Below are 26,528 nucleotides of genomic sequence, written 5' to 3'. Positions count from 1 at the left end.
CGGATTTAAACCGCTCTTTTTAGGCGAATCTGAACATAGAGCAGAAATAGAGCAATGTACGATGCCATTAAAAGCCATCAAAACCAGTTATTCAAGTGACTGAGGCTGAATACCAAGCACGCTCAGGTTGCTCATCAGTATCGCGAATCGTATAGGCATTACGCCCTGCAGCTTCAAAATAAGTACGTGCTAACATTTCTGCCAGAATACCCGTTGTTAAAAACTGTAAGGCAGCAATCATCAAGACCACACCAACTAACAATAGCGGTCGACCGCCAATATCATCACCGAAAATAAATTTCTCAATCGTCAGCCAGAATAGAATTAAGCCGCCGACTAAACCTGTTCCTAAGCCCATCACCCCAAAGAAATGCCCAGGACGAGCGCGGTAATGCATAAAATACCACATGAAGAGCAAATCGAGGATCACTCTGAAAGTACGCGAAATCCCATATTTAGATTCGCCACTAAAACGCTCATTATGCTTGACGACGCGCTCACCAATCCGTGAGGGCGGTACAGTGGTTGCGACCCAAGCAGGAATAAAGCGATGCATTTCACCATAGAGCCGTACTTTTCGAATCACCGAACCACGGTAAACCTTTAAGCTGCAACCGTAATCATGCAGATACACGCCAGTGACTTTACGGATTAACCGATTAGCTATCCGTGAGGGGATTTTGCGTAGAATTAAAGTATCTTTGCGCTCTTTGCGCCAACCGACTAATAAATCTAGCTTCCGCTCCTGCAAGTCAGCAACCATTGCTGGAATATCAGCGGGGTCATTTTGCAAATCGCCATCCAAGGTGACTAATAAGCTCCCTTGCGCTTGATCAATCCCTGCTTGCATAGCAGCGGTTTGGCCAAAATTCCGCTGCAATTCGACGACAAAAACATGCTGACCGTATTGAGCCGTCGCTGCCTGTAAGCGTTCTAGGGTTGCATCTGTGCTACCATCATCGACTAGCACAAGCTCCCAAGGCAAAGTGAATTCAGCGAGCGCGGTATGTACCCTTTCGACTAAGGGTAAGACATTACCTTCTTCATTATAAAAAGGTACGATAATACTTACTGTTTCTTCATATTCAGTCGCCACAATGCTGATCCAATCATTTAGAATGCAAGCGGATTATACGGAAAACCTATCGCGATGACAGATACTAAACAACTCCCGCCACCGACCTCTAGCTCTAAACCACCTCACTGGTTTAGTAAAGTTTGGCCTTGGTTGATTGTGCTCCTCTTTGTGCTTGGCGTGGAATACTGGCTAGGCTGGAAAAATATCCTGCAACCGTGGGCCAGTTTAAGTTGGAAGCAATTGCTGATTGCGGTTGTCTTACTGCTGGTGAGTTATGGCCTACGTACTTGGCGCTTATATGATTACTTTCCGGCCTTGCGTCCGTATCCAGTTGCCTGTTTACGTCTGACTTTACTGCATAATGTATTCAATAATTTACTGCCTGCTCGCACGGGTGAGTTGAGCTTTCCCATGATGATGAAGCGTTATTTTGAGATCAATTATGCACAATCGGTCTCTGCTTTATTATGGTTTCGCTTTTTAGATTTACACTGCATTTTGGCCTTTGCTATTTATCCTTTGCTCGTCGTTACTCCGTTAAGACGACTGGCCATTCCTATTATCCTGCTATGGATGCTAATTCCGCCGTTAGTTTATTTACTCCGCCATCGAGTTGAGCTGCATTTTGCAGGTAAAACTGGGCGTTTTAGCGCCTTAGCTCAGCAAACTTTATTTGGCCTACCCGATAGTATGCTGAGCTTTCTCAAGAGTTGGGCCTTAACTTGGTTAAACTGGCTCGTCAAACTACTGACCTTGGCTTGGGTTTTGGATCAGTTTATTGATGGTGTCACTTGGAATGTTTTAATTACTGCGGTGGTGGCCGGTGAACTAACTAGCGTCCTCCCTCTGCATGCTCCCGCAGGAATCGGGACTTATGAAGCAGGGATTATTGCCGCCCTCCTGCCTTTTTTAGCGCCCGCTATCGCCAGTAGTGCAGCCATTAATCTGCACTTATTTGTGCTCGGCTCAGCGTTGATAGGCGGTTTAGTCGGTTGGTTATTACCTAAGCCGAAGCTTTAGGCTGACTTAAACCGCTCTCGAGCTTGCTTTCAATCCTGACTGCGTTGACGCTCTGTCCAACGCTGCAAGAATAAAGCGAGTACCGTCAAAATCAGGAAACCCAGTACAATAGGAATCACGGTGTTGTTATACGCTTGCCCAATCACAACACCCAGAGGAATCGCCACCGCACTTGAAAGCACACCAATAATGGACGCACCGATCCCTGCATAATCCCCAATGGTTTCCATAGCCAGTGCGTTTAAATTACCAAACAGCAGACCCACACTAAAAAAAGCAATCAAGCAATACAACATAAACAACCATAAAGGCGGCTGACCCTGCTGTAACAAAACGATCACTAAAAATACTGCGGATAAAGCAGAGACTATCTGCAAGGCGTAAGCGGATAACAGTCGCATTCCCAACTTCATCACTAATTTAGCATTGACGATAGAAGCGCCGCCAATCGACAAAGCGAGGGCTGCAAAATACAAAGGAAACTGCTCACCTAAGCCATATTGCTCTTGGAGAATTTGCTGAACTGAGTTTAAATAACCTAAAAAAGCCGCAAAGACCAAGCCTGTGACAACGGAATATCCCATCACCAACCGATTACTGCAGACTATTTTGGTGGCGATCCATTGCTCCTGCCAAGCAAAGGGGCGGCGCTTCTGTGGTGGCCAAGTTTCGGGCATACGCAACCAAAACCAGATCAGCATCGGTGCTGATAAGAAAATAAATGATCCAAAAATCATCCGCCAATCAGCCACCCATAAAATGCCTTGGCCTAAAGAGGGCGCAATGGCGGGCACCATAATAAAAACAATCATAGTGAATGACATAATCTGCGCCATCTCACGCCCAGAATAACAATCACGGACTAACGCCATTGTCACAACGCGGGGGGCTGCCACACCAATACCTTGCAAGATGCGTCCGAACAACATCATTTCAAAACTCGGCGCAAACATCGACACCAAACTACCGAGCATAAACAGTCCTAGCCCCCAATAAATTAATGGCTTACGTCCGACACTATCAGAGAGTGGGCCAAAGAGGACTTGCCCGACGAGCATACCTAAAAATACGGTAGAAATAATCAACTGCGGGGCATTAGGATTACTCACCCCTAAATCATCACCGATAATGGGCAAAGCAGGCAGCATGGCATCAATCGCCAGTGCCATTAACGAAGAAAGGAGTGCCACTAGCGTAACAAACTCCACAAGGCCGGGCATTTTCGGCTGCATCAGGTTAGCTTCTATTTTGGTGGAAAACCCGAAAGTGTACGACCAAAAGCCCAGCTTGTGAACGAGGCTTATTGCACCTTGGCCTCTAAATGGCTATCTTACGCCCTTTAAACAGCCGATATTTAAGACCAAATCAAGGAGCAATATCATGGCTTTCACGCTGCCAGCCTTACCTTATGCACAAGATGCTTTAGCCCCGCATATTTCTGCAGAAACTTTTGAATATCACTATGGCAAGCATCATGCTGCCTATGTTACCAACCTGAATAACCTGATTCCTAATACTGAATTTGCAGATAAATCGCTCGAAGACATCGTAAAAACTTCTTCTGGTGGTATTTACAATAACTCTGCACAAGTGTGGAATCACACCTTCTTCTGGAATTGCATGCAGCCAAATGGTGGCGCTGCTCCTACGGGGGCATTGGCAGAGGCCATTAATAAAAAATGGGGTTCTTATGAGGACTTCAAAAAAGCCTTCCAAGCGTCTGCTGTCGGTAATTTTGGTTCCGGTTGGACTTGGCTGGTGAAAAAAGCGGATGGCTCAGTCGACATCGTTAATATGGGTGCAGCCGGCACGCCTTTGACCACAGGCGATACGGCACTGCTGTGTATTGATGTCTGGGAACATGCTTATTACATCGACTATCGCAATGCACGTCCTAAATTTGTAGAAACTTTCTTAAATAATTTAGTGAACTGGGATTTTGCTGCCGCAAACTTCGCAGCATAATAAGGCTGAAAAACAAGAAGCCGGGTTATTACGCCCGGTTTTTTTATGTTTTTTTATTAAATACTTGAACTACCACAGTAGCAGCCCTACTAATAACAAGGGTAACCTCGATAGGAGCACTTATGTTAAGTAAAACAGTTAAACTCCGCGAAACCTCAAGTTTCGTGCTAGAGTGGATGAAAGCACCGCTGGTTACCGCATCCGTGTTACCGTCTAGTGAACGCTTAGCCCGCAAAATGGTAAAAGGTTTAAGTGCTGAAGTCGGTAAGGTTGTTGAATTAGGCCCTGGTACGGGGGTCTTTACTCGTCAACTACTGGCTTGCGGTATCCCTGAAGAAAATTTGGTATTGATTGAGCTGAATCGTAAATTCGCCAAAAATATGCAAACCCACTACCCCAAAGCTTTGGTTGTGAATGGGGCTGCTGAATCCCTCAACCGTTTACCCTTACAGGACGTCGGTGCAGTAGTGAGTGGCTTGCCCTTCTTATCCATGAAAGATAAGCAAATTGATGAAATTCTTAAAGGTGCGTTTCAAGTACTAAAACCTCAGGGGGTTTTTATTCAATTTACCTACGGCCATCGCTGCCCAGTGAAGCCTCAAATTCTGCAACATCATGGCCTCATCGCGGAACGCAGCAGTTTTGTACTGAATAATTTCCCACCCGCTAGTGTCTATCATATTAAAAAAAGGTCACATTAAACGGCCTAATACCCATCAATATCCGTTTAAAATCAAAGATCACCCTGAGATTTTCAACTCTCTGAATTCGCTTGAATAAACCTCTCTAGTGCCTAAGGTGCTTGGATTGACATAGCGGCATTCATCCCCTATATTCGAGCTTTGAATAACTAAAGGCAGCCTGCAGCGGCTGCCTTTTTGTTTTTCCCAATCTTAACTGGAGGGTTTGCAATGACGACTATAATTAAAGAAACATTAATGCCAACCTATGCTCGCTTACCTGTCACCTTTGCTCGTGGCCAAGGTGCTGTGCTCTTTGATACCGAAGGTAAGGAATATTTAGACGCAGTTGCTGGCGTGGCTGTATGTAGCTTAGGCCATGCCCGCCCAGAGGTCGCTGCGGCGATTTGTGAACAAGCCCAGCGCTTGATTCATACCTCTAATCTTTATCAAATTGAAAATCAGCAGGCTTTAGGTGCGCGCCTCTGTGCCTTAGCTGGGATGGATAATGCGTTTTTCTGTAACTCTGGTGCAGAAGCGAATGAAGCTGCCATTAAGATTGCGCGTTTGTATGGACATAATAAGGGTATTGAATGCCCAGTAATTATTGTCATGAGTAATGCTTTCCACGGGCGCACGATGGCAACAGTAACCGCAACGGGGAATCCGAAAGCTCAAGCGGGTTTTGGTCCGTTATTAGCAGGCTTTGTGCGGGTGCAATATGGTGAGGCGGAAGCTGTTGCCCAGCAATTAGCCACTGATCCTAATATTGTGGCGGTCTTGGTTGAACCCGTTCAAGGCGAAGGTGGCGTACAAATTCCTAGCGCAGACTATCTACCGCGTTTGCGCGAACTCTGTGATCAATATGACTGCTTATTAATCACTGATGAAATCCAAACGGGTATGTGCCGCACAGGCAAATGGTTTGCCTTTCAACATACTGGCATTCAACCGGATGTCATGACGCTGGCAAAAGCGCTAGGTAATGGCATGCCGATTGGTGCTTGTTTAGCACGGGGCAAAGCTGCGAGTGTATTTGGCTATGGAAATCATGGTTCAACCTTTGGCGGCAATCCTCTTGCTTGTCGCGCAGGTTTAGCGGTCGTTGAGGTGATGGAACAAGAGCAACTTGCCCAACGCGCCACTGAATTAGGTGAATACTTCTTAACGGGTTTCCGTACAGGCTTAGCTGAGGTGGCGGGCGTAAAAGAAGTGCGTGGTAAAGGCCTCATGATCGGCATTCAACTCGAGCGTGATTGCGGCGAATTAGTCAAGCAAGGTTTGGCTAAAGGGATTTTAATTAATGTCACCGCAGGAAATGTTATCCGCTTGTTGCCACCTTTAGTCATTACTCAGCAACAAGCGGATCAGATCATCACTACAGTCATAGATTTAATACGGGATTTTTTATAATCTCGCTCTTTATTGTGCCGGATGCCAGAGAGCTGATATGAGTACAGTCCGACATTTCCTTACTTTAAGCGATCTTAGTTCTGCTGAGTTACTCGCTGTGCTTGAACGCGCCATCGACTTAAAGGCCATGACTAAACGTGGCGAGCTTTATACCCCTTTGCAAAATCGTAGCTTAGCGATGATTTTTGAGAAGGCATCCACCCGCACACGAGTCTCCTTTGAAGTGGGGATGACTCAATTAGGTGGGCATGCACTGTTTCTATCGCCGAATGATAGCCAATTAGGCCGAGGTGAACCGATTGAAGATGCAGCGCGGGTGATCTCGCGTATGGTCGATATGGTGATGATTCGTACCTTTGAGCAGTATAAAGTGGAGCGCTTTGCGGCCTATTCCCGTGTACCGGTGATCAATGGCTTAACCGATACCCATCACCCTTGTCAGTTATTAGCCGATCTAATGACTTGGATCGAGCAACGGGGTTTACCCACTGGGCGTACTGTTGCTTGGGTCGGGGATGGCAATAATATGTGCCATTCATGGATGGAAGCTGCCCGTCTGCTGAACTTCAAACTACGCATTTGTACCCCACAAGGCTATCAACCCAAGGCAAGCATTGTGGCAGCTAATGCTGCTCAGCTCAGCTTCTGTGCGACTCCACAAGAGGCCGTCCAAAATGCTGATCTCGTCACGACCGATACTTGGGCCAGCATGGGGCAAGAAGCTGAAAAAAAGCAGCGTGAGCTAGCGTTTGCGGGGTTCGAGGTCACAGATGATTTAATGGCTTTGGCGCATCCCGATGCTATTTTTATGCACTGCTTACCAGCTTATCGGGGTAAAGAAGTATCTGCAGCCGTAATTGATGGCCCACAAAGTGTGGTTTGGGATGAGGCTGAAAATCGCTTACATGCTCAAAAAGCGTTAATGGAAGCCTTATTACTGGGCTTTCCTCATTAATCCTTAATCCACGAGTGCAGACCTATGCGTATCATCACTGCTAATGTTAATGGCATTCGCTCTGCCGCTAAAAAAGGCTTCTTTGCTTGGCTGAATACCCAACAAGCCGATGTCGTCTGTATTCAAGAAACTAAAGCCCAAGTCCATCAATTACGTGAAGATCCGGCCACTTTTTTTCCGACGGGCTACCACTGTTATTACCATGATGCCCAGAAAAAAGGCTATAGCGGTGTAGCCTTGTATTGCCGCACTCAACCGGACACGGTGATTGAGGGGATGGGTTCGGAAGAATTTGATGCTGAAGGTCGTTATCTAGAAGCACGCTTTGGTGACTTAAGTGTTATCTCCTTGTACTTACCCTCTGGCTCTTCAGGTGAGCTTCGTCAGGCCGCTAAATACCGTTGCCTTGCCCATTTTGAAACGGTGCTCACCCGCTTAAAGCAGTCGGGTCGCCACGCGATTATCTGTGGTGATTGGAATATTGCCCATAAGCCTGAAGATTTAGTCAATTGGAAGGCCAATCAGAAATTCTCTGGCTTTTTACCCGCTGAGCGCGCTTGGTTAGATAAAGTGTTTGTTGAATATGGTTTTGTTGACGCTTTCCGCGAATTACCGCAAGAGCCTCATCAATATACTTGGTGGTCAATGCGCACCAATGCCTGGGATAGAAATCTAGGTTGGCGGATTGACTACCAAGTACTCACTCCCAATTTGCAGGGCAGCGTCGTCACCACACGTATTTACAGAGATGAACGCTTTTCTGATCATGCGCCAGTGATCATTGACTATCGCTATCCTTAGTTTTTTCAATTTTAAAACCCAAGGCCATAATCACCTTGAGTACCTCGCGTGCCGTGTTGCGGTCATAAGCTTTTTCAGTTTCTGATAAATCTTCGTAAGGGATCAGACAAGGATGGCGTTTGTTTTTATCATCCCGCTCCTCTCCATAGACCCAACCCTCTTGGAGACGGTGCTGTGCCCAAACCTCATGGGTGTTATACGATAATAACTCTAATAACTCCTCTAAAACTTTCGGCAAAATCACCTTAGAGGTATCAATCGGCTCTGGCTGATACATGCAAAACTCCAACATAGTTTTCCTTAGTGTGGATCGAACGACTTCGTTCGTCAATCCAGTCTATTACGCCGCCGTCGCATCCCCCAACTTGCTAAGACCAGCAGCAGGAGCAGCCCATAATCCAAGCTACCCGTGCCGCCCTGTTGAGCCGGTACTGGGCTAGGTGGCGTAATCGGTGGGCGAGGTGGGAGCACAGGCGGTGTAATGGGGGGTTCCGGCTCAGGCTCTGGTTGGGCTAAATCAGTACCTGAGAGATCAGCACTCGGGCTTAAGGGATTACGTGCCTGCCAATCCCGTGGAGTCAGACTAATATAAGACCAATGCGCATCCATGAAAGGCGCATCTTCTGCACGGGGCATATGATAAAAAGTTGTGCTCGGCCATACGACTAAATCAGCACCTTGCAAAGTTTCTTGATTGACAAAACCTGACAAACTATCTGCACATCCTGCTAACTCGGGATTGTGGGAGGCATATAACTCACAATCACGGAAGGTCGTAAAATAAATATCCTCGTGGGTAAAGGTTTCGGAATCGGGGCCTCTATCTTGTTGCTCAGACTGTGGCAAACGAATTTCATAAGCAAGGGCTTGCCCTTCGGTATTTTTTTGCTCACGATCACGAATCAGCCAACGACGGGCAGTGGCTGGATTCACACTACGCCCCGTTTCTGTCGCCAGCTCTTTAACTTGTAAAACCAGTTGTTCACCCTGCTGTTGCAGATTCAGCTCCTCAATCAGATCATTGCGCGAACTACCCGCTAAATCGAAATCAAGTTTCCAAAAGAAATTATGCACATGGCCTAAACCGACTTTATTGTCTGCAATGAGCCACCCCCTATCTTCAGCACTGGCATCATTAAAGCGCTGCAAAGCCCCCGTAGCCCCGACTGCTGGTTCAATCGAACCATCCGCATAAAACCGCCACAAAGGAATATAATGATAAGCACCGACTCGCGATACACTGAATAGCGATAAGGACTCAATGTTGACCTGCTCGTTTTGATAACGAAAGCCGTGATCGCTTTGACTGATTTGCTCACAAATCACTGGCTTATTATCAAGCTTGAGTAATTTTCCGGCGGGACAATCGGTTTGGCGTAAGCCGACCATATAGCTGCCACCTAAACCATAATCAGAAATATCATGGTAGCGAGCGCCATTATCATCATAAGGTACATGAATTTGTGCAAGGCTGGCACTACTTAAGACCATGCGCCGCTGTCCTGCGGCGGGAGTGTAATGCACTTTATGTAAGATAATCCCCTCACGATTACGCTGCTCCCAACATAAATCCCAGCGCGCACCGTTGGCCAAAGTAACATTAATATAGTAGTCATCTGAACAAAACTCAGCTGCTTTACTGGGTGTCAGGTAAAGAAGATGGGTGACTACGAATAGTAAGGCTAAAAAATTTAAAGGTGTCTTAGTTTTCATAACAGCAGTCTAAAAGATGCTGCTGAAGAGTCGATGTCCAAAACTATAAGTGGTATTTATTAAAGGATAACTTAGAACTGGAGCCTACTCAGTAATGATTGGAAACCCGCTGTTAAATTACTCAGCATTTGCTTAGCCCTGCACCAACAATAGGTTATACTCCCAAACTTCATCGGTCATTGTTTTAGTTCTCATTTCCATGAATCCAAGCATCTTTAAGCTGAAACAAATTGGCGCGGGTCAGTTGTATATAATGCCCTGCCCTCGTCCTCAGGTCTTAGCGGAAGATATGGCGTATTATATGAGTCTAGGGATTGATACGATTGTCTGCTTACTGGAAAAGCCGGAGATGATTGTTCGGGGTTTAGCGCTTGAAGAACATCTATGTCAAGAATTCGATCTAGGTTTTGAGCATTTTTCGATTCCTGATCAAGCAGTTCCTCGCAACTTAACAGCCTTTCGTGGTTTAGTTAATAACTTAGAGACTGAGCTTAGACAGGGGCGTAATCTGGCGATTCATTGTTATGCTGGCATTGGGCGTACTGGCGTTTTAGCGGGTAGTTTATTGATCCGAGATGGGATGACACCACAAGCCGCTATGAACTTGATGTCTGATCGACGGGGTTGCCCGATGCCGCAAACCCAAATTCAATACGAGTTTTTAATGGCACAGCGCGCACCCACGACGAGAATTGCCCCCGATAACTCAAACCTACCCTTGTCACGCTCTTGGTGGCAACGCCTGATCGCTTAACGGGGTGCTGTTTAGCTTTTAGTTCGCCGCGTCACCAGCTGCTGACCACGTGCTAAAAAAACCGCTGCCACCGCCCCCGCTAGCCCACCGAATAAATGTCCATCCCATGAAACACCGGGTTGCCAAGGCAAAATCCCACTCAGCAAACTAGAGCCATACATAAACACCACGAACACCGCGATCAATAAAGGCAAGATACGGCGCTCTAATAAACCAGAAACAATTAAAAACACCGCCAAACCAAACACTAAGCCACTTGCACCAATATGCAAAGCTGCACCACGCCCAAATAACCATAACAAGCTTCCGCCGAGCAAGATAATCGTTAGCACAATCGTCCGACTATTGGCTCGTGAACCTGCTAATAAGGTCAGCAGGACTAATAAAGGTACCGTATTACTCATTAGATGCTCGAAGCTACCGTGCAAAAACGGCATGGTGATAATGCCAAACAGATGTCCGCTATCACGTGGCACTAAACCTAATTGCTCCAAAGGTAAGAACCGATCCAAAACAAAGACCAACCAAATTAAGCCAACAAACAATAAAACCAGCGGGAGTTCTTGCCGAATACTGTGTTGGTTATTTTGCTGAGTCATACACTCTTCCCTTGTAAAATACGCTTGAGGGTATCGACCCCTAATTGATGCATCACTTGAATATTGCGTTCTGGAATCGCATCCACATTCGGATGTTGCGCAATAGCTTGCTCTAAACTGGCTTCACGCAATAAATGCAGCATCGGATAAGGTGAGCGATTGGTATAGTTTTCAGCATTATCCGGCTCTGTCCCAGAGAATTGATAATGTGGATGAAAACTGGCTATTTGTAAAATACCCTCTAAGCCTTCTTGATAGAGCAATTCATCAGCATCATCCAGAAAATCATTATAGGCATAGAAATCTGTCAAAACCTCAGGGTGAATCAGCAGTGTGGTGGCTACTTTTTCCGTAGGTGTCGCTTGGAGGGCATGCAATTCCGCCTTCAAGACCGCTAATAGCAGCTCCGGCTTAGTCGCGGCAGTTACACTAAACCGAATCCGATCGGTTTGATACGGCTGATGCGCAAACGGGCATAAATTATGCGCGAGTACCAAACGCTCGATCCACTGGCGCGTTTGAGCAATCACCGTGGCCGCTTGTGGATGTAAAGCCATACTTACTCCTGAAAAATGTCTTTAATTAACTGCTCACCCGCCTGAAGCTGCAGCTGGCGATGCTGCCGAGCTTGCCAGACTCGATAAACGATTAAGGTAAATAATACTAGCAAACCCGCTAACCAGACTAAATAGTGCGCAGATTCTTGTGCTTGACTCTCGCTGGCCGCACCCGTCGCCGGTGCTGTTATCGACGGCACAAGATCCTGTCCTAAACTGCTAGTTTGATTATCCGGCCTTGTTAATGAATCGGTATGACTAGTTGCATCAGTACTGCTTGTTGCATCAGTATGACTTGCTGAATCAGTGACCTGTTCAGCGATATTAGGTTCTAAACTAACCTCCGCTGATTGTTGAGACAAATTCAAACTCATCCAACCAATCACAGCCGCTAAGCCTAAGCCACCTACCCCTAACAAACTCCAAGTTAAATAAGCCTTAGGTGACTTAGCCGCTGCTGTGGCGGGAGGACTGAGCATAAAATTCGTTAAAGCATGAAACTGCCCAAGCTCAAGCGGTAGTGGTGTTGGATCTAGCAAAATAGGAACTACCCGTTTTTGCATCGCAATCGCAATACTCCACTCCCGATTCACCCACTCAGATAACTGCGCATTGCTACTCCAAAACACCAGCACGCGCTCCGCTTCGGCGAGTTTTTCACGAATCACCGTTTCCCAACGATCACCGTATTGAATATCATCAATATCCCGAAAAATATCCGCCCCGCCAGCTTCTAATAGCTCAACAGCTTTTTCTACTTGAGGGCTATCTTTTCGAGAATAGGAAACAAAAACTGTTCGGCGCATCATGCTGTTATCCTCGCTATCCGACCCTACTCGAGTCATACTGTATGACAAGCATACTGCAAAGCATGTTCACTACAAATCAGCAGATGCACCAGCAGATGATCAATGTTGACGCATTTAATGTTTATTATTATTCGTATTCGTTAAACGTTTCGTCACCACCACCACACTATCATCCATCTCACTTTTATGACGCTCAAAGCCTAAGCGGCTCATTAACCGCAGCATCCCGGTATTTTCAGCTAAGACCTCACCAATAATCATCGCCAACCCACGACTACGGGCGGTATCAATCAGCGTCTCCATTAATAAACCACCTAAGCCACGTCCTTGCCAAGCATCGGCAATGACCAGTGCAAATTCGCAACTTTGGCGATCAGGATTAATTGAATAACGGCAAACCCCAACCTCTTTATCAATACCCTCTTCACGCGCTATCGCCACAAAAGCAATTTCACGGTCATAATCAATTTGTGTAAAACGTACTAGCATATCGGGCGTTAACTCCCGTAAAGACTGCATAAAGCGCATATAACGCGATTCACGGGAAAGACTCCGTACAAACTCTTGCTCCATTTCAGCATCTTCAGGGCGAATCGGGCGAATTAAAATATTAGTCCCATCCGCTAGCTGCTGATGCTTGACTAAATCATTCGGATAAGGATGAATCGCCATATGATCATAGCGCTGTGCTGCCCCCTTAGGATAAGCCACCGTAAAACGGGCATCGACAGCCACAGCTCCTTCAGGGCTAGCCATTAAGGGATTAATGTCCATTTCCAAAATTTCGGGCAACTCACACACCATTTCAGAAACACGTTGCAAGATTTGGCGCAAAGCAGGGAAATTCACCTCGGGCATATTGCGAAACTCCATCAACATCCGTGCAGCTCGCGTCCGGCAAATCATCTTCTTGATCATATAGTCATTTAAAGGTGGCAAAGCCACTGCCCGATCTCGATGCACCTCAACCGCTGTCCCCCCCGTACCAAAGCTAATCACCGGCCCAAACACCGGATCATGTACCACACCGATCATTAATTCCCGGGCGGCTACACTCTGATACATCCGCTCAACCGTAATGCCTTCAACACGGGCTTGCGGCATAGCTCTAATGGTCGCTTCAGTGAGTTCTTGATACACGCTGCGAACCGTGCGGGCGCTATTAATATTTAAACGCACGCCATTCACATCTGATTTATGAATAATATCCGGTGAACTCACCTTCATCACCACTGGAAACCCCACTGATTCAGCGGCGACTAACGCTTCTGCGGGACTCCGGGTGAGAATCGTTGGCAAAGAAGGAATACGAAAGGCGGATAAAATGGCTCGTGACTCGGTAGTTGACAACACGCGCCGCCCTTCAGCCAATACACTTTCAATAATCAGGCGTGCCCCTTCAAGATCAGGCTCGGAACTTTGCACCTCTACCGAAGCAGGTACTTGCATTAACAGCTTTTGATTGCTGCGATAAGACGATAAATAAGAAAAGGCTTCCACTGCCGATTCAGGGGCGGTGAAATGCGGTAGTTTGGCAGCCGATAGAATTTCACGTCCCGCTTCAACCTGTGAATTCCCCATCCAACAAGCCAATAAAGGCTTTTTAAATTTAGCCTTAGCCTTGACAACCACTTGAGCGACAGCAGCCGGATCGGTCATGGCTTGTGGTGTCAGCATCACTAATATGCCATCTACACTCTCATCCGCTAAACAAATATCCAAAACAGCGGCATAACGCTCAGGGGTGGCATCCCCTAGAATATCAACCGGATTCCCATGCGACCAAGCTGCTGGCAAGACTTGATTTAAAGCCGCTACAGTCGCAGCGGCTAATTGAGGAATCCGCAAATTCATTTCAACCGCACGGTCAGTCGCCATCACCCCCGGGCCACCACCATTGGTCACAATCATCAACCGATTCTGGGTCACTGTCATCCCGGAAGACAGAATTTCGGCCGCAGAAAACAATTGAGTGATCGTGTTTACCCTAACCACACCCGCACGCTCTAAGGCGGCATCAAACGCATCATCACCGCCCACAATGGCGCCCGTATGTGAACTCGCGGCTCGCGAGCCTTCTTCATAACGCCCTGCTTTAAGCACAATCACCGGTTTCATGCGGGAAGCAGCACGGAGGCCACTCATAAAACTACGAGCATCATGAATACCTTCGATATAGAGCAAAATACTATCGGTTTTAGGATCAAGTGCTAGGTAATCGAGCACATCGCCAAAATCAACATCCGCCGCATCACCTAAAGTGACCACGGTGGAAAAGCCTACTTGGCGGGTACTCGCCCAATCTAAAATCGCCGTACAGACCGCCCCTGACTGCGAAACTAAAGCTAGATTACCGGGTAGTGCTTGGCTTTTACTAAAGGTGAGATTTAAACCCGAGGAGGGGCGGATCACGCCAAGGCAATTCGGGCCAATTAAATGCATGCCATAGTGATGAATTAACTCCATCATCTCTTTTTCCATGCGTTTGCCACGTGCACCTGCTTCACTGAAGCCCGCTGAGAGCACAATCACCCCTTTAATACCGTGCTCACCACATTGCTTAATAATTTCTCCAACGGTATTAGCCGGAGTCGCTATAATGGCCAGCTCAATCGCCTCAGTAATCACGGGCAGGCCGGGGTAACCAGTTAAACCCTGTATCGTTTTATACTTAGGATTAATGGGAAATATTTTGCCTTGGAAGCCAGCTTCGATTAAATTTTGTAATACGAGGAAACCGACGGTATCAGGGCGTTCTGTGGCGCCGAAAATGGCAACTGCTGAAGGCGCGAATAATTGATTTAGGTAATGGTGGCCCATTATTAAAACCTCTATGATAGTTCTTACTGAGGCCGAGCGCTTATAAAACCGCTAGAACGTTTTTAACAATCTTTTTTGTGCACTGCAACATATACTACTCTTTATAGACTGAAAAAACTATGACAGCAGCCGTAATTAGTCATCAAAAGTGTTCACTTCACGATCATGGTAATCCTTATCACCCCGAATCACCGGAGCGAATGAATGCGATTAATAATCGTATGATTACCGCCGGAGTGGATTGGATTACCCGTCATTATGATGCACAAATGGCCACCCGCGAGCAATTATTGCGGGTGCATGCAACTGATTATATCGACAAAATTTTTGCAGTCGCCCCACAGGATGACAGGATCATCGACTTAGATGGTGACACTAGTATGAATAAGCATAGCTTAGCAGCGGCTTTATATTCAGCGGGTGCTGCTGCTCAAGCGGTTGATCTAGTCATGACCTCGTCTTATCAACATGTATTCTGTGCGACCCGCCCCCCCGGACATCATGCAGGCCGTGCTCATTCGGCTGGTTTTTGCCTTTTTAATAATATCGCTGTCGGAGCCGCCCATGCACTGGCGCAATACGGCCTTGAACGGATTCTGATCGTAGATTTTGATGTGCATCATGGTGATGGGACTGAAGCTATTTTTATCAATGATCCACGGGTATTGTTTTGCTCATCCTTCCAGCATCCATTTTATCCGTTTACGGGGGCGGATACCCGTGCTTTGAATATTCGTAATCTCCCCATGAAAGCGGGAACACGCTCTAACGAATGGCGCGAGCAAGTACGTGAGCAGTGGCTGACCTCTTGGCGCGACTATCAGCCTGAATTAGTGATGATTTCCGCTGGCTTTGATTCACATTTAGAAGATGATATGGGTGGGTTTAACTTAGTCGAGGCGGATTATGTATGGATTACCCGTGAACTCTGCCAAGTCGCTAAAGATTATGGGCAAGGGCGGATCGTGTCCTGCTTAGAAGGCGGCTATGACTTATCTTCATTAGGCCGCAGTGTCGCCGCGCATGTGAAAGAATTAGCTGAGTTTCACTGAGAGCCTTTAAACTTTAAAAAGGGATAAGTTATAGACCTATCCCCTGTCTCCCCTGTTTCAGGACTCGCCGACAGGGACTTTGCCAATACTATCCTAAGCGGCTATTTTCAAATGCGGCTGCTCGTCCCAAGCTAAAGGTAAGCCTAATTGATGAGCCACTTCAAAGGTTAGGCTTGGAATGTTTAAGGTGTAGAAGTGCAATTGATTCACACCCTCAGCCATGAGTTTTTCACATAAATCGACCGCTAGCTCAATCCCTAATTTTTTCTGCTCTTGACTACCTGCAACCGTCCCTTCAAAAATTGAGTGGAAGCGGTTTGGCACGGTTGCACCACAACGTGCACTGAAAGAGATGACTTTATCAAAATCATGCACAGGTAAAATACCGGGTACTAAAGACTGTTGAATACCTGCTTTGACGGCTGCATCCCGAAAACGTAAAAACATCTCAGGTTCAAAGAAATACTGAGTCAAGGCACGCTTTGCACCTGCGTCTAATTTACGCTTCAGTTGCTGGATATCCGCTGCTAGGTTAGCAGCTTTCGGATGGGTTTCAGGATAAGCGGCAACACTAATATCAAAATCGGCGATAGTGTGCAGAGCTTGCACCATGTCAGCAACCTCGCTCAGGCCACCCTCCGTCAGATCAGCATCACCTCGTAAGGCAACAATGCGCTGCACGCCCTGCTCTTTGAAGCGCGTTGCCAAAGCTAATAAAGACTCTCGAGTATGACCTGCTGCAGTTAAATGGGCAGCGACAGGCACTTGGCATTCACGCTGCATATTAAACACCGTGTCTAAGCTATGATCACGCTCGCTGCCTAAAGCCCCATAAGTCACGGAGAAGAAAGCAGGCTTGAGCATTTCCAATTGCCCAATATTCCGCCAGAGGGTACGCTCCATCCGTGGAGTTTTGGGTGGGAAGAACTCAAAAGACAAAATCGGGCTAGTCATACACAAATCTCATGGTCACTGTTGTTATCTTGGAGGTATTTTCTTATGCTGCTGTAATGAAAGCAATTTCAACTTTATCAATAAAAAATTGAATTTTACTGAATGAATCTCCAACGCAAGCACTTAGAACTGATCCACGCTCTGTATCACAGCGAAACTTTAGCTGCAACGGCGAGTCGGCTGCATATGACGCCTTCTGCCCTCTCCCATCAATTAGGTGAATTAGAAACGCGCATGGGCTTAGCCGTAGTGAATCGTAAAGCCAAACCTTTACACTTGACCGCTGCTGGCAAACGTGTCTATGAAACTGCCAGTGATATTTTGCCTCGCTTTGAGCGATTGGAAGCGGACTTAACTCGCCAAGTCAGTGGTTTAGGGGGGCGCTTAAATATTGCGATTGACTGCCACTCTTGTTACTTGTGGTTACTGCCGACTTTGAATCAATTCCGCCGCCAATGGCCAGAAGTGGAGTTGGATTTATCTGGTGGTTTTAGTTTCGATAGCTTACAAGCACTCGTGGCTGGTGATTTAGATGTTGTGATCACCGCTGACCCCGAGCCACTGAATGGAATTAGTTATATTCCTCTGTTTCAATACGAATCCATGTTAATTCTGCCGCTGGATCATCCTTTATTGCAGGAAAAGGAAATTCGCGCCGCCATGCTCAAAGACCAGACTTTAATTATTTATCCTGTCCCCCCTCGGAAGATGGATATTTTCCGCCTCTTCTTACGCCCTGCGGATGTCGAGCCTGCACAGATTCGCCATAGTGAATTAACGGTGATGATGGTGGCTTTAGTCGCGAGTGGTCGTGGTTTATGTAGCTTGCCGAATTGGGCAGCCGATGAGTATATTGACCGAAATTTTGTAACCGCACGTTCATTAGGCCAAGGCGTTTTTAATACCTTGCATGCAGCGGTGCGAGAAGAAAGCTTGCAACTGTCTTATATGCAAGAGTTTTTATGGCTGGCAAAAGACCTTCCATTTTCGACTTTAAAGGGAATAGCACGACCTGCTTGAGTATTTATGATCTTGCGTGCAAATATGAGTCTTAAGCTTGCAATCTTACCCTTGGTCGGTCAAATTAACGGTGGCCTGCTTGTGGGAGAGGGGTTAGGGTGAGTGTGTAGTGCAATCAGTAGCCTATGCTCAACAATGCGGTGCTAATGCGCCTGCTTTTCCCGATGAAAAATATACAAGCCCGACCCCACTAAAATCGCGCTGCCCATCCAAGTATTTAACGTAGGCAGATCACCGAACAGCCACCAACCTAGCACTGCTGCAGAGAGCAACTCAAGGTATTGAAAACCCGCTAACACCGAAGCATCTGCATATTGAAAAGCTTTAGTCACCACTACATGCCCAATAGAGGCTAGCACCCCAACTAAAATTAATTGCCGCCATTGCCAAGGCTCAGGCCAAGTGATTTCAAAGGCAGGATGCTGAAATGGCTGCATAAGCACAATAGCCAGCACAATCATTAAAGAACCAAACACCCCTGAATAAAACTGCATAGTAAAGACAGCGACCCCTTGCTGCGTTGAACTAGTCCGTGCTAACTGACGGGTAAACAGTAAATAAAAAGCAAAGCCCAAGGCCGCGATTAACGGCAAGACGGTGACCAAACCAAAGGAGGATTGCCCGGGTTGAATGATAATTAAAGCGCCGATCATCCCCACTGCAACGGCAGATAAACGCCGCCACCCTATTGTTTCACCGAGCATCCAAGGCGCTAACAAGGTGACTAATAACGGCATGGTAAAAAAGATCGCCAGCGCATCCACTTGAGGCATGACCTGAATCGCGGCAAAAAAGCAAAAGGTTGAAACACAAATCCCCAAAGCACGCCACAGATGCAAACGCAGCTCTTGCCCTCGCGGTAAATACAAGTCACGCCAAACAAAAGGCAAAAGAAACAAACTCTGGAAACCAAAGCGAGCGAGCACAATAGTCGCGGCCGCAATACTATCACCCATCACCTTAGCAGCAGCGTCCATCGCAGGGAGTAAAATCACACCGAACGCCATCAGCTGAATACCAAAAGCTTGGCCTTTTGCCTGAGTCATCGCCAGTTTAAGCGGCTTAGAGCGCTTGCAGCACAGCTTCGGCCTTACTCACTTCAAAGCTATTGGGCGCCTCGACATTGAGTAATTTTACCACTCCATCTTCAAGCACCATCGCATAGCGCTGTGAACGGATGCCACCAAAATCCCCAGTATCTAAAACCAAGCCGAGGGCTTGCGTCAAAGCAGCCCCACCATCTGCGATCATGGTGAGTTGCTCAGCATTTTGTGACTCCCCCCAAGCTTGCATCACGAAAGCATCATTGACGGATAGACAAGCAATCATATCCACGCCCTTGGCTTTCAAATCATCCGCATGCACTACATAACCCGGTAAATGGGCAGCGGAACAGGTCGGAGTAAATGCACCGGGTAAGGCAAATAAAACCACTTTTTTGCCTGCAAATAATTCGGCAACATTTACTTTTTTATGGCCTTCTGTACCTGCGACCGTCACCTCTACAGCTGGGATTTTTTCGCCAATTTGAATCATTCTGTTCTCCTAAGGTTGGGATAAAATTAATAACGCTCAATAAGCTCTGCTGAATCAACTTTGCTTAAGGCTGAGTATTAAAACACAAATAGCAGCCTAAACACCTGCCCCCTTACTCATTAAGGGATTAATAAAGTCGTCCCCGTAGTTTTGCGTCCCTCTAAATCGCGGTGGGCTTGCTGTACCTCGGATAAAGGATAACGCTGATGAATCGGTATCTGCAGCTGACCACTTTCGACCATAGCAAATAAATCGCTGGCATTTTCCTGCATCGCCTCATCGGTGGCGGTATAAGTCATCAAGGTGGGACGAGTAAGATATAAAGAACCTTTAGCTGATAATAGACCTAAGTCAAAATGCGTAATTGGCCCGGAAGCATTCCCATAACTGACTAATAAGCCACGCGGTTGCAAGCTATCCAGTGACCCCATTAAGGTTGCACGCCCTACCCCATCATAGACCACCGGTACACCTCGACCCTCGGTGATTTCTCGCACCCGTTTAGCCACATCTTCGGTATTGTAGTTAATCGTATAATCGCAACCATGTTCACGCGCAATCGCTGCTTTTTCTTCAGAACCAACCGTACCGATCACCGTCACACCCAATGCTTTCGCCCATTGGCAAGCCATTAAACCCACCCCACCAGCAGCGGCATGGAATAAAATGGTTTCGCCTGCTTGCACGGTATAGGTTTCACGCAAGAGATAGCGCACGGTCATACCTTTAAGCATCATGGCCGCAGCGGTTTCATCGCTAATCGCATCCGGCAATTTACACACCCGATTAGCTGGCATATTGCGCAAACTGGTATAAGCCCCTATTGGTCCTGTACCATAAGCCACTCGATCCCCGACCTGTAAATGCTCGACCCCCTCACCCACCGCTTGAACTACCCCCGCAGCCTCTAAGCCCAAACCATTGGGCATCGGTAAAGGATAAAGGCCATTACGATGATAGATGTCGATATAATTCAAGCCAATCGCCGTTTGCAGGATCTGCACTTGACCCGCCACCGGTGCACTCACCGCCTCTTGTACTATCTGCATTAGCTCAGAGCCACCGGGGCTAGTAATCTTCACCACTGTTGCCATACTCATGAAAAACTCCTTGCATAAACGAGCCACTCAAACCCATCACTGTGCCGCCAAAAATAAATAAAAACCAGCCCTATTCGTATTAAATTAACTCTTTTACACTGATGGCGTTCTTTCGCCAACCCAGTAGCACCCACTATGTTTGTAGATACCTTTAAACTCGATGATTATTGCCAACGGATTCAATACCTCGGCGAACTCAAGCCAGATTTAGTCACTGTCAAAGCCTTGATGCAGCAGCATTTAACCACCATTCCCTTTGAAAACTTAACAGTACTAGCAGGCAAAGCTGTCTCCCTCAAACCTGAAGATCTCATTGAAAAACTCATCTATCAGCAACGTGGCGGCTATTGCTATGAAATGAACGGCTTATTCACCATGGCCTTGACAGCACTCGGTCTGGATTATCAATGGGTCGCGGCTCGCCCCCTCTTTTACCCTGTCAAACGACCCCGTACCCATGCAGCCTTAATCGTCAAATTCGAGGGGGTAGAATGGCTCTTAGACCTAGGGTTCGGCAGTTATGGCATTCGTGAGCCGATGCGCTTAGATCAGCTCAGTCAGCCCATCCCTCAAGCTTATGATCAATTCATGCTGACTCAAGAAGCCGATGGTGATCTCGCTGTCCAAGCTCTAGTTGATGGTAGCTGGGTTAAACAATATGGCTTTAATCGTAATGCCATTGATTGGATTGATTTTCTACCCGCGAATTGGATGAACTCCACTCATCCTGAGGCAATTTTCACGCAAAAACCGGTGATTGTCCTCTTCACTCCTGACGGGCGCAAAATCTTATTTGGGCAGAGCTTCAAAACCTATCAAGCCGGTCGTGTTAGCCTAAAAGAAATTCCTCCTGAGCAGCTTGACCAAGTACTCAAGCAAGAATTTAATTTGATTAGACCTAATCATGCCTGATTAGCTCGATCTTCACTGGAGTCCAGCGCCTTGATCCTCGCCAATAAACGTTCTTCCACATAGCGGACGATACTCTCAAGCAGGATTTCACGCGGGTAATCATTCTTGTTCAAGAAAAATCGCAAGAACGGCCATTGTTTGGTTAATGGCAAGGTCAAAGCCCAATGATCGGCATTCACATAGCCTAGCAATTCACTCCCCGGAATCAACGCATCTTCGGCTAAGACTTGACTATCATTCTTAGGGTTATATTTGGCTAACTGCCGATAATTGAACCGCAAAATCCGCGACACCTGCTCAGGCCGAGGTAAAGCGACTAAAGAAAAATAGGCTAACTCGGGCGGTAAAACATGTTCACTTAACCATTGACGGCGCTTAACTCTGGCCAAACTGTCTAACGCTTTACCATCACCGGGATGGCAATCCGGTAACGGCAGCCTCGCGAATAAATACTTCAGCCAGCGAGGCAGTATTTCCACCAAAGGGGAGCCGCCAATCGCACCCGCTAAACTCACCACCGCCACCGTCCGCTGACGAATACTCGGATAAGTGACTAAGGCATGTAAAGCATCGACCGCACCCTTCGAATAACCAAGCAACACAAACCGATGTGCAGCCGGAAAAGAGGTCAATACTTGCTGGATGAGGGCTGCGTTATAACCGCTACTGGCTCGCCCATTCACGGTTAATACCGAACTCATAAAACCCAGCTGGTGCAAGCACTGCCGCTCTTTATGAAATGGAGTCACCCGATGACTCAGGCAATCAGCGACTAGCCCAGTGATAATCACATAATGCAAGTCTAAGCGCGGAGCACCTAAATACACGGTTGGCTGCAGCGCTGGAGCTTCATCCTCCCCTACCCATAAAGCCGACTCAACAGCCCAGTTTGAGGCTTTAGTCTGTGCATAACGCCGACTAACTGCTTGAAAAATTGCACGAAAGCGCGCCCTTGCATCCACTAGATGAATTGTATTATCTCGTGGAGCAGGCTTAGCAATCAGAGCGGGCATCGACACTGAACGTTTGAGTTATTGCGCAGGTTTAGCGCCTAAAATAACCGTGACCATCTGTTCAGGTTGTAATTTAGCCGCAAAGGCACGCTGAATATCCTCACGTGTCACCGCATCAATCCGCTGTGTCCAAGTATCTAAATAATCAAGGGGCAAGCCATTACGCGCTATATTAGCGATATTGCTCAGTAAATTACGATTACTGTCAATGCGTAAAGGGAAACCACCTATCAAATTCGCTTTAGCAGCGATTACCTCTGCTTCAGTCGGCCCCTTCTCCACAAAATCTTTTAAAACCTGCATCGACAAAGCGGCTGCTTGCTGAGCTTGATCAGGACGTGTTTGCAAAGAAATCGTGAACTCCCCAACACTTTGGCGAGCGGCAAAATAACTATCCACACCATAAGTTAAGCCGCGCTTTTCCCGCACTTCATCACTTAAACGCGATATTGAACCACTCCCTCCCAAAATATGGTTACCCACCAAAATCGCAAAGAAGTCAGGATCACTGCGCTTCATGGCAGGTTGACCCATCAGAATCTGTGCTTGGGCAGAATCAAACGGTAAATCGAGGTTTACCGCTGCTGTCAATTTAGCCGGATCAGGTAAGTCTGCTAAGGTCGGGCAAGTCGCTGGGCTGTCTGTTTTTAAGCCTGCCAAGAGTTGTGTCACCAACTGGTCTGCTTGCTCGCGTGTCAAAGCGCCCACTATGCTGACTTTCGCCTGACAAGGATTAAGTTTAGTTTGATAAAATTGCTTTAAATCATCTAGGGTTAAGGCTTTTAAGGAGGCCTCAGTGGTCGCATGTCCATAAGGATGTTGCCCAAAAACGGCCTTGGCATAAGCCACACCTGCCACATAATCAGGGCGAGTTTCGGCTTCTTTAATTGCTGCAATGGTTTTATCTATTTCACGCTGCGCCACCACCGGATCAAAGGCAGGTGCTGCGATCTGTTGGGCGGCTAAAGCAATGGCGGCTGGTAAGACATCAGGATAAGTCAAACTGCGCAAAGCAAAACTAAACGTATCATTATCCGAACCAATACTAAAATCCGCCCCCAAATCTGCCCAAGCCTCACCTAGACCAGCTTCATCCAAGGCAGGGTGAGCTTGCCAAGCTAGTACCCCTTTATTCGCTAAGCTAGCTGTCAGTGAAGACAAACCCATTTTATTCTCAGGGTCGCGGCGCGCCCCTTGATCAAACTCGACATGCACATCCACCATAGGAATGCCCATGCTTGAAGCCAGCCAAATCGAACTACCCTTCGGCTGTTGCCAATGTTCAATCGGTGTAGCGGCATAAACAGTCCCCATTGAAACCCCCAAAGCCAAAATACCTACTGCTTGATAGGCTAATTGATAGACAAACTGAACAGAACTGATGCGCATGCTTAATGTCTCACCTCTACTGATGGCGTGCGTGGTTTAGCCTTAGGATCACGTGTCTGCGGATTTAAAACTGCCACCGTTAACTGATCATCACCAAAATATTTTTTCGCAACGGCTTTCACTTGATCTGCAGTAACTTTTCGCAACATCTCAATCAATTTATCTTTAGTTTCCAGTGGCATACCAATAGCCCACAACGAGCCTAAATCATTCGCTTGCGAAAATACCGAATCACGCTGATAAATCTCAGCGGCGATCCATTGAGTTTTGACGCGCTTTAATTCAGCTTCCGTCACCCCTTCATCAGCGACGCGCTTGATTTGTGCACGCAAGGCTAGCTCTAAATCCTCCACCGTTTTCCCTGCCGCAGGTACACCACTCACAAAAAATAATTGCGGTCCCCGTCCATACATACCATTTCTGGTGCTGGCATTATCTGCAACCCGCTGCTCACTATTAATCAAATTGCGCTCAAGGCGGGCACCATCATTCCCATCTAAAATCGCAGAGAGCACCGTGAGGGCGAGTGCATCCCAATCACTCTCCGTGGGCTGATCAACCGATTTTAATTGTGGTACTTTAAAAGCCATCAGGAGATTAGCTTGTTCAGCGGGTGCTTTTATCTCGAAGCGTCTAATTCCGACTTGCATGGGCTCAAGCGCAGGTTTACGCACCGGTAAAGGTTTAGCGGGTAAACTGCCATAATATTTTTCGGCTAACACCAAAGCCTCTTCAGGCTGAACATCACCTGCAATCACCACTGCTGCATTTAAGGGGGTATACCATTGCTGATAAAAAGCGCGAGCATCATCCGGCGTCATATTATCAAGATCATTCATCCAGCCAATAATCGGATTGCGATAAGGATTCAGTACATAGCTGGCGGCCATCAATTGCTCATACAATAACGAGCGCGGTTGGTCATCCGTTCGCATCCGCCGCTCTTCTTTGACCACTTCTAATTCATGTTTAAATTCATCATCCGGCCATTGATTATTCACAAAGCTATCCGCCTGCAATTTCATGACCTCTTCTAGCTTATCTTTAGGAATTTGCTGGTAATAAGCGGTGTAGTCGGTGCTAGTAAAGGCATTATCTTCCCCACCCAACGCTGCCACCCGCTGAGAAAATTCACGCGCCTTCACGGTTGGCGTGCCTTTGAACATCATATGCTCTAAAACATGAGCCACTCCGGTCGTTCCACTGAGTTCATCCATCGAACCAACTCGCAGCCATAGCATGTGGACTGCAGTAGGCGCACGGTGATCGGGTTTAACAATGAGCTGCATCCCATTTTTTAGGGTGAATAAACGCGGCTCTAATTCTGTCGTGGCGGCTGCGACAGTTGGGTGGGCCACGACCGGTTGGCTAGCCTGCTCTGCATAAACACGGGTACTTGCACTCAAGGCAACTAAGCAAGCGCATAAAACTCTTTTTCTCATTTAAAGTCTAACCTAGCAATCAACCAAAAGTAGTTGGTTTTAATTAACAAACGGTTTCGAAGTATTGGCAAATAACCCTAGCACAGAATAGGGTCACTACTTCATGTCGATTTGTTAATAAAACTAATCGACTGACTGAGCTGCCCTTATCATCGAATCAAACCCAAGCTGCGAGGACTAACATGCAACCCTATTTAGTGATTTTAACAACGACTCTCTTCCTCAGCCTCAGCTTCACTAGCCAAGCCGCTGACCCAATCACAAGCGTTTACACGGCTCTAGATGGGGCAACGTGCAAAACTCTAGAATCTTCTGAGGAAGGCGGTGGCTGGTATAAGGGCCGCTGCAATGGCATCAATGCTTATAAACTCTTAGTGATGGAAAGTGATCTACGCCAAACCATCACCGTGCTTGACCCCAAACAAAAAGAGTTTCCCCTTGAATTATGGAGTACCGTATCCAGTGGCTTTTCTAGCTTAGGCGCTAAAGCGGAATGGCGGGTTAAAAAACAAGGCAATAAAACTCAACCACTTGCCCTGATTGTACGCTTTAATGTCTCTGAAAATCCCGAACAACCTGAAAAAAACACTTCCTACTTAGTAGTGAGCAAAATTACCGCTCAACAAATCTGCGTCACCGATATAGTTAAACCGCAGGCAAAAGCAAATGAATTAGCACGAAAACTAGCCGATCAAGCCGGGGCTAAGGCGTGCAAGTAGTGGGGTAAATTATTACTCAGCATCAGGAATCCTTACACTTGATGCTGTTTATGAATGAGGGGTTTAGCAGACTTGATCCTCCCCAAGAATAATGGACATTCCTACTTGACATCCTCCTCCGACTAAAGTCAGGGGATTCCTCATTCATCGAGCGCTGGAGACTGAGCATTTCCCAGCCCACTGACACACTCTTCAAGGATTACTGAGCTAGATCAGTATTGGTTTCT

General features: G+C 47.0%; 26 protein-coding genes. 11 read left to right on the top strand and 15 right to left on the bottom strand.

Features of this window, described 5'->3' with window-relative positions:
* Positions 1-91: 91 nt before the first annotated feature.
* Positions 92-1,096 (bottom strand): glycosyltransferase family 2 protein, encoded by a 1,005-nt coding sequence (locus B5D50_RS08775; RefSeq protein WP_143594305.1) that lies wholly within the window; start codon positions 1,094-1,096, stop codon positions 92-94.
* A gap of 54 nt (positions 1,097-1,150) precedes the next feature.
* Here B5D50_RS08775 and B5D50_RS08770 point away from each other — a divergent pair, with 54 nt between their 5' ends.
* A complete protein-coding gene (locus B5D50_RS08770) occupies positions 1,151-2,098 on the top strand; it encodes a lysylphosphatidylglycerol synthase domain-containing protein (protein ID WP_078922225.1) in 948 nt (315 codons plus the stop codon).
* Positions 2,099-2,127: 29 nt separating this feature from the next.
* Here B5D50_RS08770 and B5D50_RS08765 read toward each other — a convergent pair whose 3' ends face one another.
* Complete coding sequence (locus B5D50_RS08765) at positions 2,128-3,330, bottom strand: multidrug effflux MFS transporter (RefSeq protein WP_078922224.1); 1,203 nt, start codon at positions 3,328-3,330, stop codon at positions 2,128-2,130.
* 148 nt (positions 3,331-3,478) lie between these two features.
* Here B5D50_RS08765 and B5D50_RS08760 point away from each other — a divergent pair, with 148 nt between their 5' ends.
* From B5D50_RS08760 to B5D50_RS08740, 5 genes are all read left to right on the top strand, one after another.
* Positions 3,479-4,063, top strand: coding sequence for a superoxide dismutase (locus B5D50_RS08760; RefSeq protein WP_078922223.1), 585 nt, complete (start codon positions 3,479-3,481; stop codon positions 4,061-4,063).
* Positions 4,064-4,185: 122 nt separating this feature from the next.
* Complete coding sequence (locus tag B5D50_RS08755) at positions 4,186-4,764, top strand: class I SAM-dependent methyltransferase (protein WP_078922222.1); 579 nt, start codon at positions 4,186-4,188, stop codon at positions 4,762-4,764.
* Between the two features lie 210 nt (positions 4,765-4,974).
* The gene (locus tag B5D50_RS08750) at positions 4,975-6,156 is read left to right on the top strand and encodes an aspartate aminotransferase family protein (protein WP_078922221.1); all 1,182 of its coding nucleotides are present in this window, start codon (positions 4,975-4,977) and stop codon (positions 6,154-6,156) included.
* Between the two features lie 37 nt (positions 6,157-6,193).
* A complete protein-coding gene (gene argF, locus B5D50_RS08745; RefSeq protein ID WP_078922220.1) occupies positions 6,194-7,111 on the top strand; it encodes an ornithine carbamoyltransferase in 918 nt (305 codons plus the stop codon).
* 24 nt (positions 7,112-7,135) lie between these two features.
* Positions 7,136-7,912, top strand: a complete 777-nt coding sequence (locus B5D50_RS08740; protein WP_078922219.1) for an exodeoxyribonuclease III — start codon at positions 7,136-7,138, stop codon at positions 7,910-7,912.
* On the opposite strand, the gene B5D50_RS08735 is transcribed toward B5D50_RS08740, so the two are convergent.
* Both B5D50_RS08735 and B5D50_RS08730 read right to left on the bottom strand, forming a co-directional pair.
* Entirely contained in the window at positions 7,890-8,189 is a 300-nt protein-coding gene (locus B5D50_RS08735; RefSeq protein ID WP_078922218.1) for a RyR domain-containing protein, read from the bottom strand. The two genes, B5D50_RS08740 and B5D50_RS08735, sit on opposite strands and share 23 nt — an antisense overlap.
* A gap of 50 nt (positions 8,190-8,239) precedes the next feature.
* Positions 8,240-9,625: a copper amine oxidase gene (locus tag B5D50_RS08730; protein ID WP_078922217.1), complete on the bottom strand. Its 1,386-nt coding sequence runs from the start codon at positions 9,623-9,625 to the stop codon at positions 8,240-8,242.
* A gap of 199 nt (positions 9,626-9,824) precedes the next feature.
* On the opposite strand from B5D50_RS08730, the gene B5D50_RS08725 reads away from it, so the two are divergent.
* Positions 9,825-10,379 (top strand): protein-tyrosine phosphatase family protein, encoded by a 555-nt coding sequence (locus B5D50_RS08725; protein ID WP_078922216.1) that lies wholly within the window; start codon positions 9,825-9,827, stop codon positions 10,377-10,379.
* An 11-nt stretch (positions 10,380-10,390) separates the two neighbouring features.
* Here the strand turns inward: B5D50_RS08725 and B5D50_RS08720 are convergent, their stop codons facing one another.
* The 4 genes from B5D50_RS08720 to B5D50_RS08705 form a co-directional block, all read right to left on the bottom strand.
* A complete protein-coding gene (locus tag B5D50_RS08720) occupies positions 10,391-10,978 on the bottom strand; it encodes a rhomboid family intramembrane serine protease (RefSeq protein WP_078922215.1) in 588 nt (195 codons plus the stop codon).
* On the bottom strand, positions 10,975-11,535 hold the full coding sequence (locus B5D50_RS08715) for a DUF1415 domain-containing protein (RefSeq protein ID WP_078922214.1): 561 nt from the start codon (positions 11,533-11,535) through the stop codon (positions 10,975-10,977). The genes B5D50_RS08720 and B5D50_RS08715 overlap by 4 nt, the downstream gene beginning before the upstream one ends.
* A gap of 2 nt (positions 11,536-11,537) precedes the next feature.
* The gene (locus B5D50_RS08710) at positions 11,538-12,344 is read right to left on the bottom strand and encodes a toll/interleukin-1 receptor domain-containing protein (RefSeq protein ID WP_159448599.1); all 807 of its coding nucleotides are present in this window, start codon (positions 12,342-12,344) and stop codon (positions 11,538-11,540) included.
* A 114-nt stretch (positions 12,345-12,458) separates the two neighbouring features.
* Positions 12,459-15,164 (bottom strand): bifunctional acetate--CoA ligase family protein/GNAT family N-acetyltransferase, encoded by a 2,706-nt coding sequence (locus B5D50_RS08705; RefSeq protein ID WP_078922212.1) that lies wholly within the window; start codon positions 15,162-15,164, stop codon positions 12,459-12,461.
* Between the two features lie 119 nt (positions 15,165-15,283).
* On the opposite strand from B5D50_RS08705, the gene B5D50_RS08700 reads away from it, so the two are divergent.
* On the top strand, positions 15,284-16,216 hold the full coding sequence (locus tag B5D50_RS08700; RefSeq protein ID WP_078922211.1) for a histone deacetylase family protein: 933 nt from the start codon (positions 15,284-15,286) through the stop codon (positions 16,214-16,216).
* Between the two features lie 93 nt (positions 16,217-16,309).
* On the opposite strand, the gene B5D50_RS08695 is transcribed toward B5D50_RS08700, so the two are convergent.
* Positions 16,310-17,170, bottom strand: a complete 861-nt coding sequence (locus tag B5D50_RS08695) for a methylenetetrahydrofolate reductase (protein WP_078922210.1) — start codon at positions 17,168-17,170, stop codon at positions 16,310-16,312.
* A 102-nt stretch (positions 17,171-17,272) separates the two neighbouring features.
* Here B5D50_RS08695 and B5D50_RS08690 point away from each other — a divergent pair, with 102 nt between their 5' ends.
* Positions 17,273-18,190: a LysR family transcriptional regulator gene (locus B5D50_RS08690; protein WP_078922209.1), complete on the top strand. Its 918-nt coding sequence runs from the start codon at positions 17,273-17,275 to the stop codon at positions 18,188-18,190.
* Positions 18,191-18,333: 143 nt separating this feature from the next.
* Here the strand turns inward: B5D50_RS08690 and B5D50_RS08685 are convergent, their stop codons facing one another.
* The 3 genes from B5D50_RS08685 to B5D50_RS08675 form a co-directional block, all read right to left on the bottom strand.
* Positions 18,334-19,236 carry a DMT family transporter gene (locus B5D50_RS08685; protein ID WP_078922208.1) on the bottom strand — a complete coding sequence of 301 codons (903 nt, stop codon included), beginning with the start codon at positions 19,234-19,236 and terminating at the stop codon, positions 18,334-18,336.
* A 16-nt stretch (positions 19,237-19,252) separates the two neighbouring features.
* Positions 19,253-19,726, bottom strand: a complete 474-nt coding sequence (locus B5D50_RS08680) for a peroxiredoxin (RefSeq protein ID WP_078922207.1) — start codon at positions 19,724-19,726, stop codon at positions 19,253-19,255.
* Positions 19,727-19,845: 119 nt separating this feature from the next.
* Positions 19,846-20,826, bottom strand: a complete 981-nt coding sequence (locus B5D50_RS08675) for a quinone oxidoreductase family protein (protein WP_200807066.1) — start codon at positions 20,824-20,826, stop codon at positions 19,846-19,848.
* Between the two features lie 135 nt (positions 20,827-20,961).
* Here B5D50_RS08675 and B5D50_RS08670 point away from each other — a divergent pair, with 135 nt between their 5' ends.
* Complete coding sequence (locus B5D50_RS08670) at positions 20,962-21,738, top strand: arylamine N-acetyltransferase family protein (protein ID WP_078922206.1); 777 nt, start codon at positions 20,962-20,964, stop codon at positions 21,736-21,738.
* On the opposite strand, the gene B5D50_RS20495 is transcribed toward B5D50_RS08670, so the two are convergent.
* The 3 genes from B5D50_RS20495 to B5D50_RS08655 are packed head-to-tail and all read right to left on the bottom strand — an operon-like array spanning position 21,729 to position 25,582.
* Complete coding sequence (locus tag B5D50_RS20495) at positions 21,729-22,751, bottom strand: hypothetical protein (RefSeq protein ID WP_078922205.1); 1,023 nt, start codon at positions 22,749-22,751, stop codon at positions 21,729-21,731. The two genes, B5D50_RS08670 and B5D50_RS20495, sit on opposite strands and share 10 nt — an antisense overlap.
* An 18-nt stretch (positions 22,752-22,769) precedes the next feature.
* A complete protein-coding gene (locus B5D50_RS08660; protein ID WP_078922204.1) occupies positions 22,770-24,140 on the bottom strand; it encodes a M16 family metallopeptidase in 1,371 nt (456 codons plus the stop codon).
* A gap of 2 nt (positions 24,141-24,142) precedes the next feature.
* Positions 24,143-25,582, bottom strand: coding sequence for a M16 family metallopeptidase (locus B5D50_RS08655; RefSeq protein WP_078922203.1), 1,440 nt, complete (start codon positions 25,580-25,582; stop codon positions 24,143-24,145).
* Positions 25,583-25,764: 182 nt separating this feature from the next.
* Here B5D50_RS08655 and B5D50_RS08650 point away from each other — a divergent pair, with 182 nt between their 5' ends.
* Positions 25,765-26,301 carry a hypothetical protein gene (locus tag B5D50_RS08650; RefSeq protein ID WP_078922202.1) on the top strand — a complete coding sequence of 179 codons (537 nt, stop codon included), beginning with the start codon at positions 25,765-25,767 and terminating at the stop codon, positions 26,299-26,301.
* Positions 26,302-26,528: the final 227 nt, after the last annotated feature.

It is taken from the genome of Thiothrix eikelboomii, assembly GCF_900167255.1.
In the GTDB taxonomy this organism is placed as follows: domain Bacteria; phylum Pseudomonadota; class Gammaproteobacteria; order Thiotrichales; family Thiotrichaceae; genus Thiolinea; species Thiolinea eikelboomii.
This window is presented reverse-complemented; position numbering and strand designations above follow the sequence as displayed.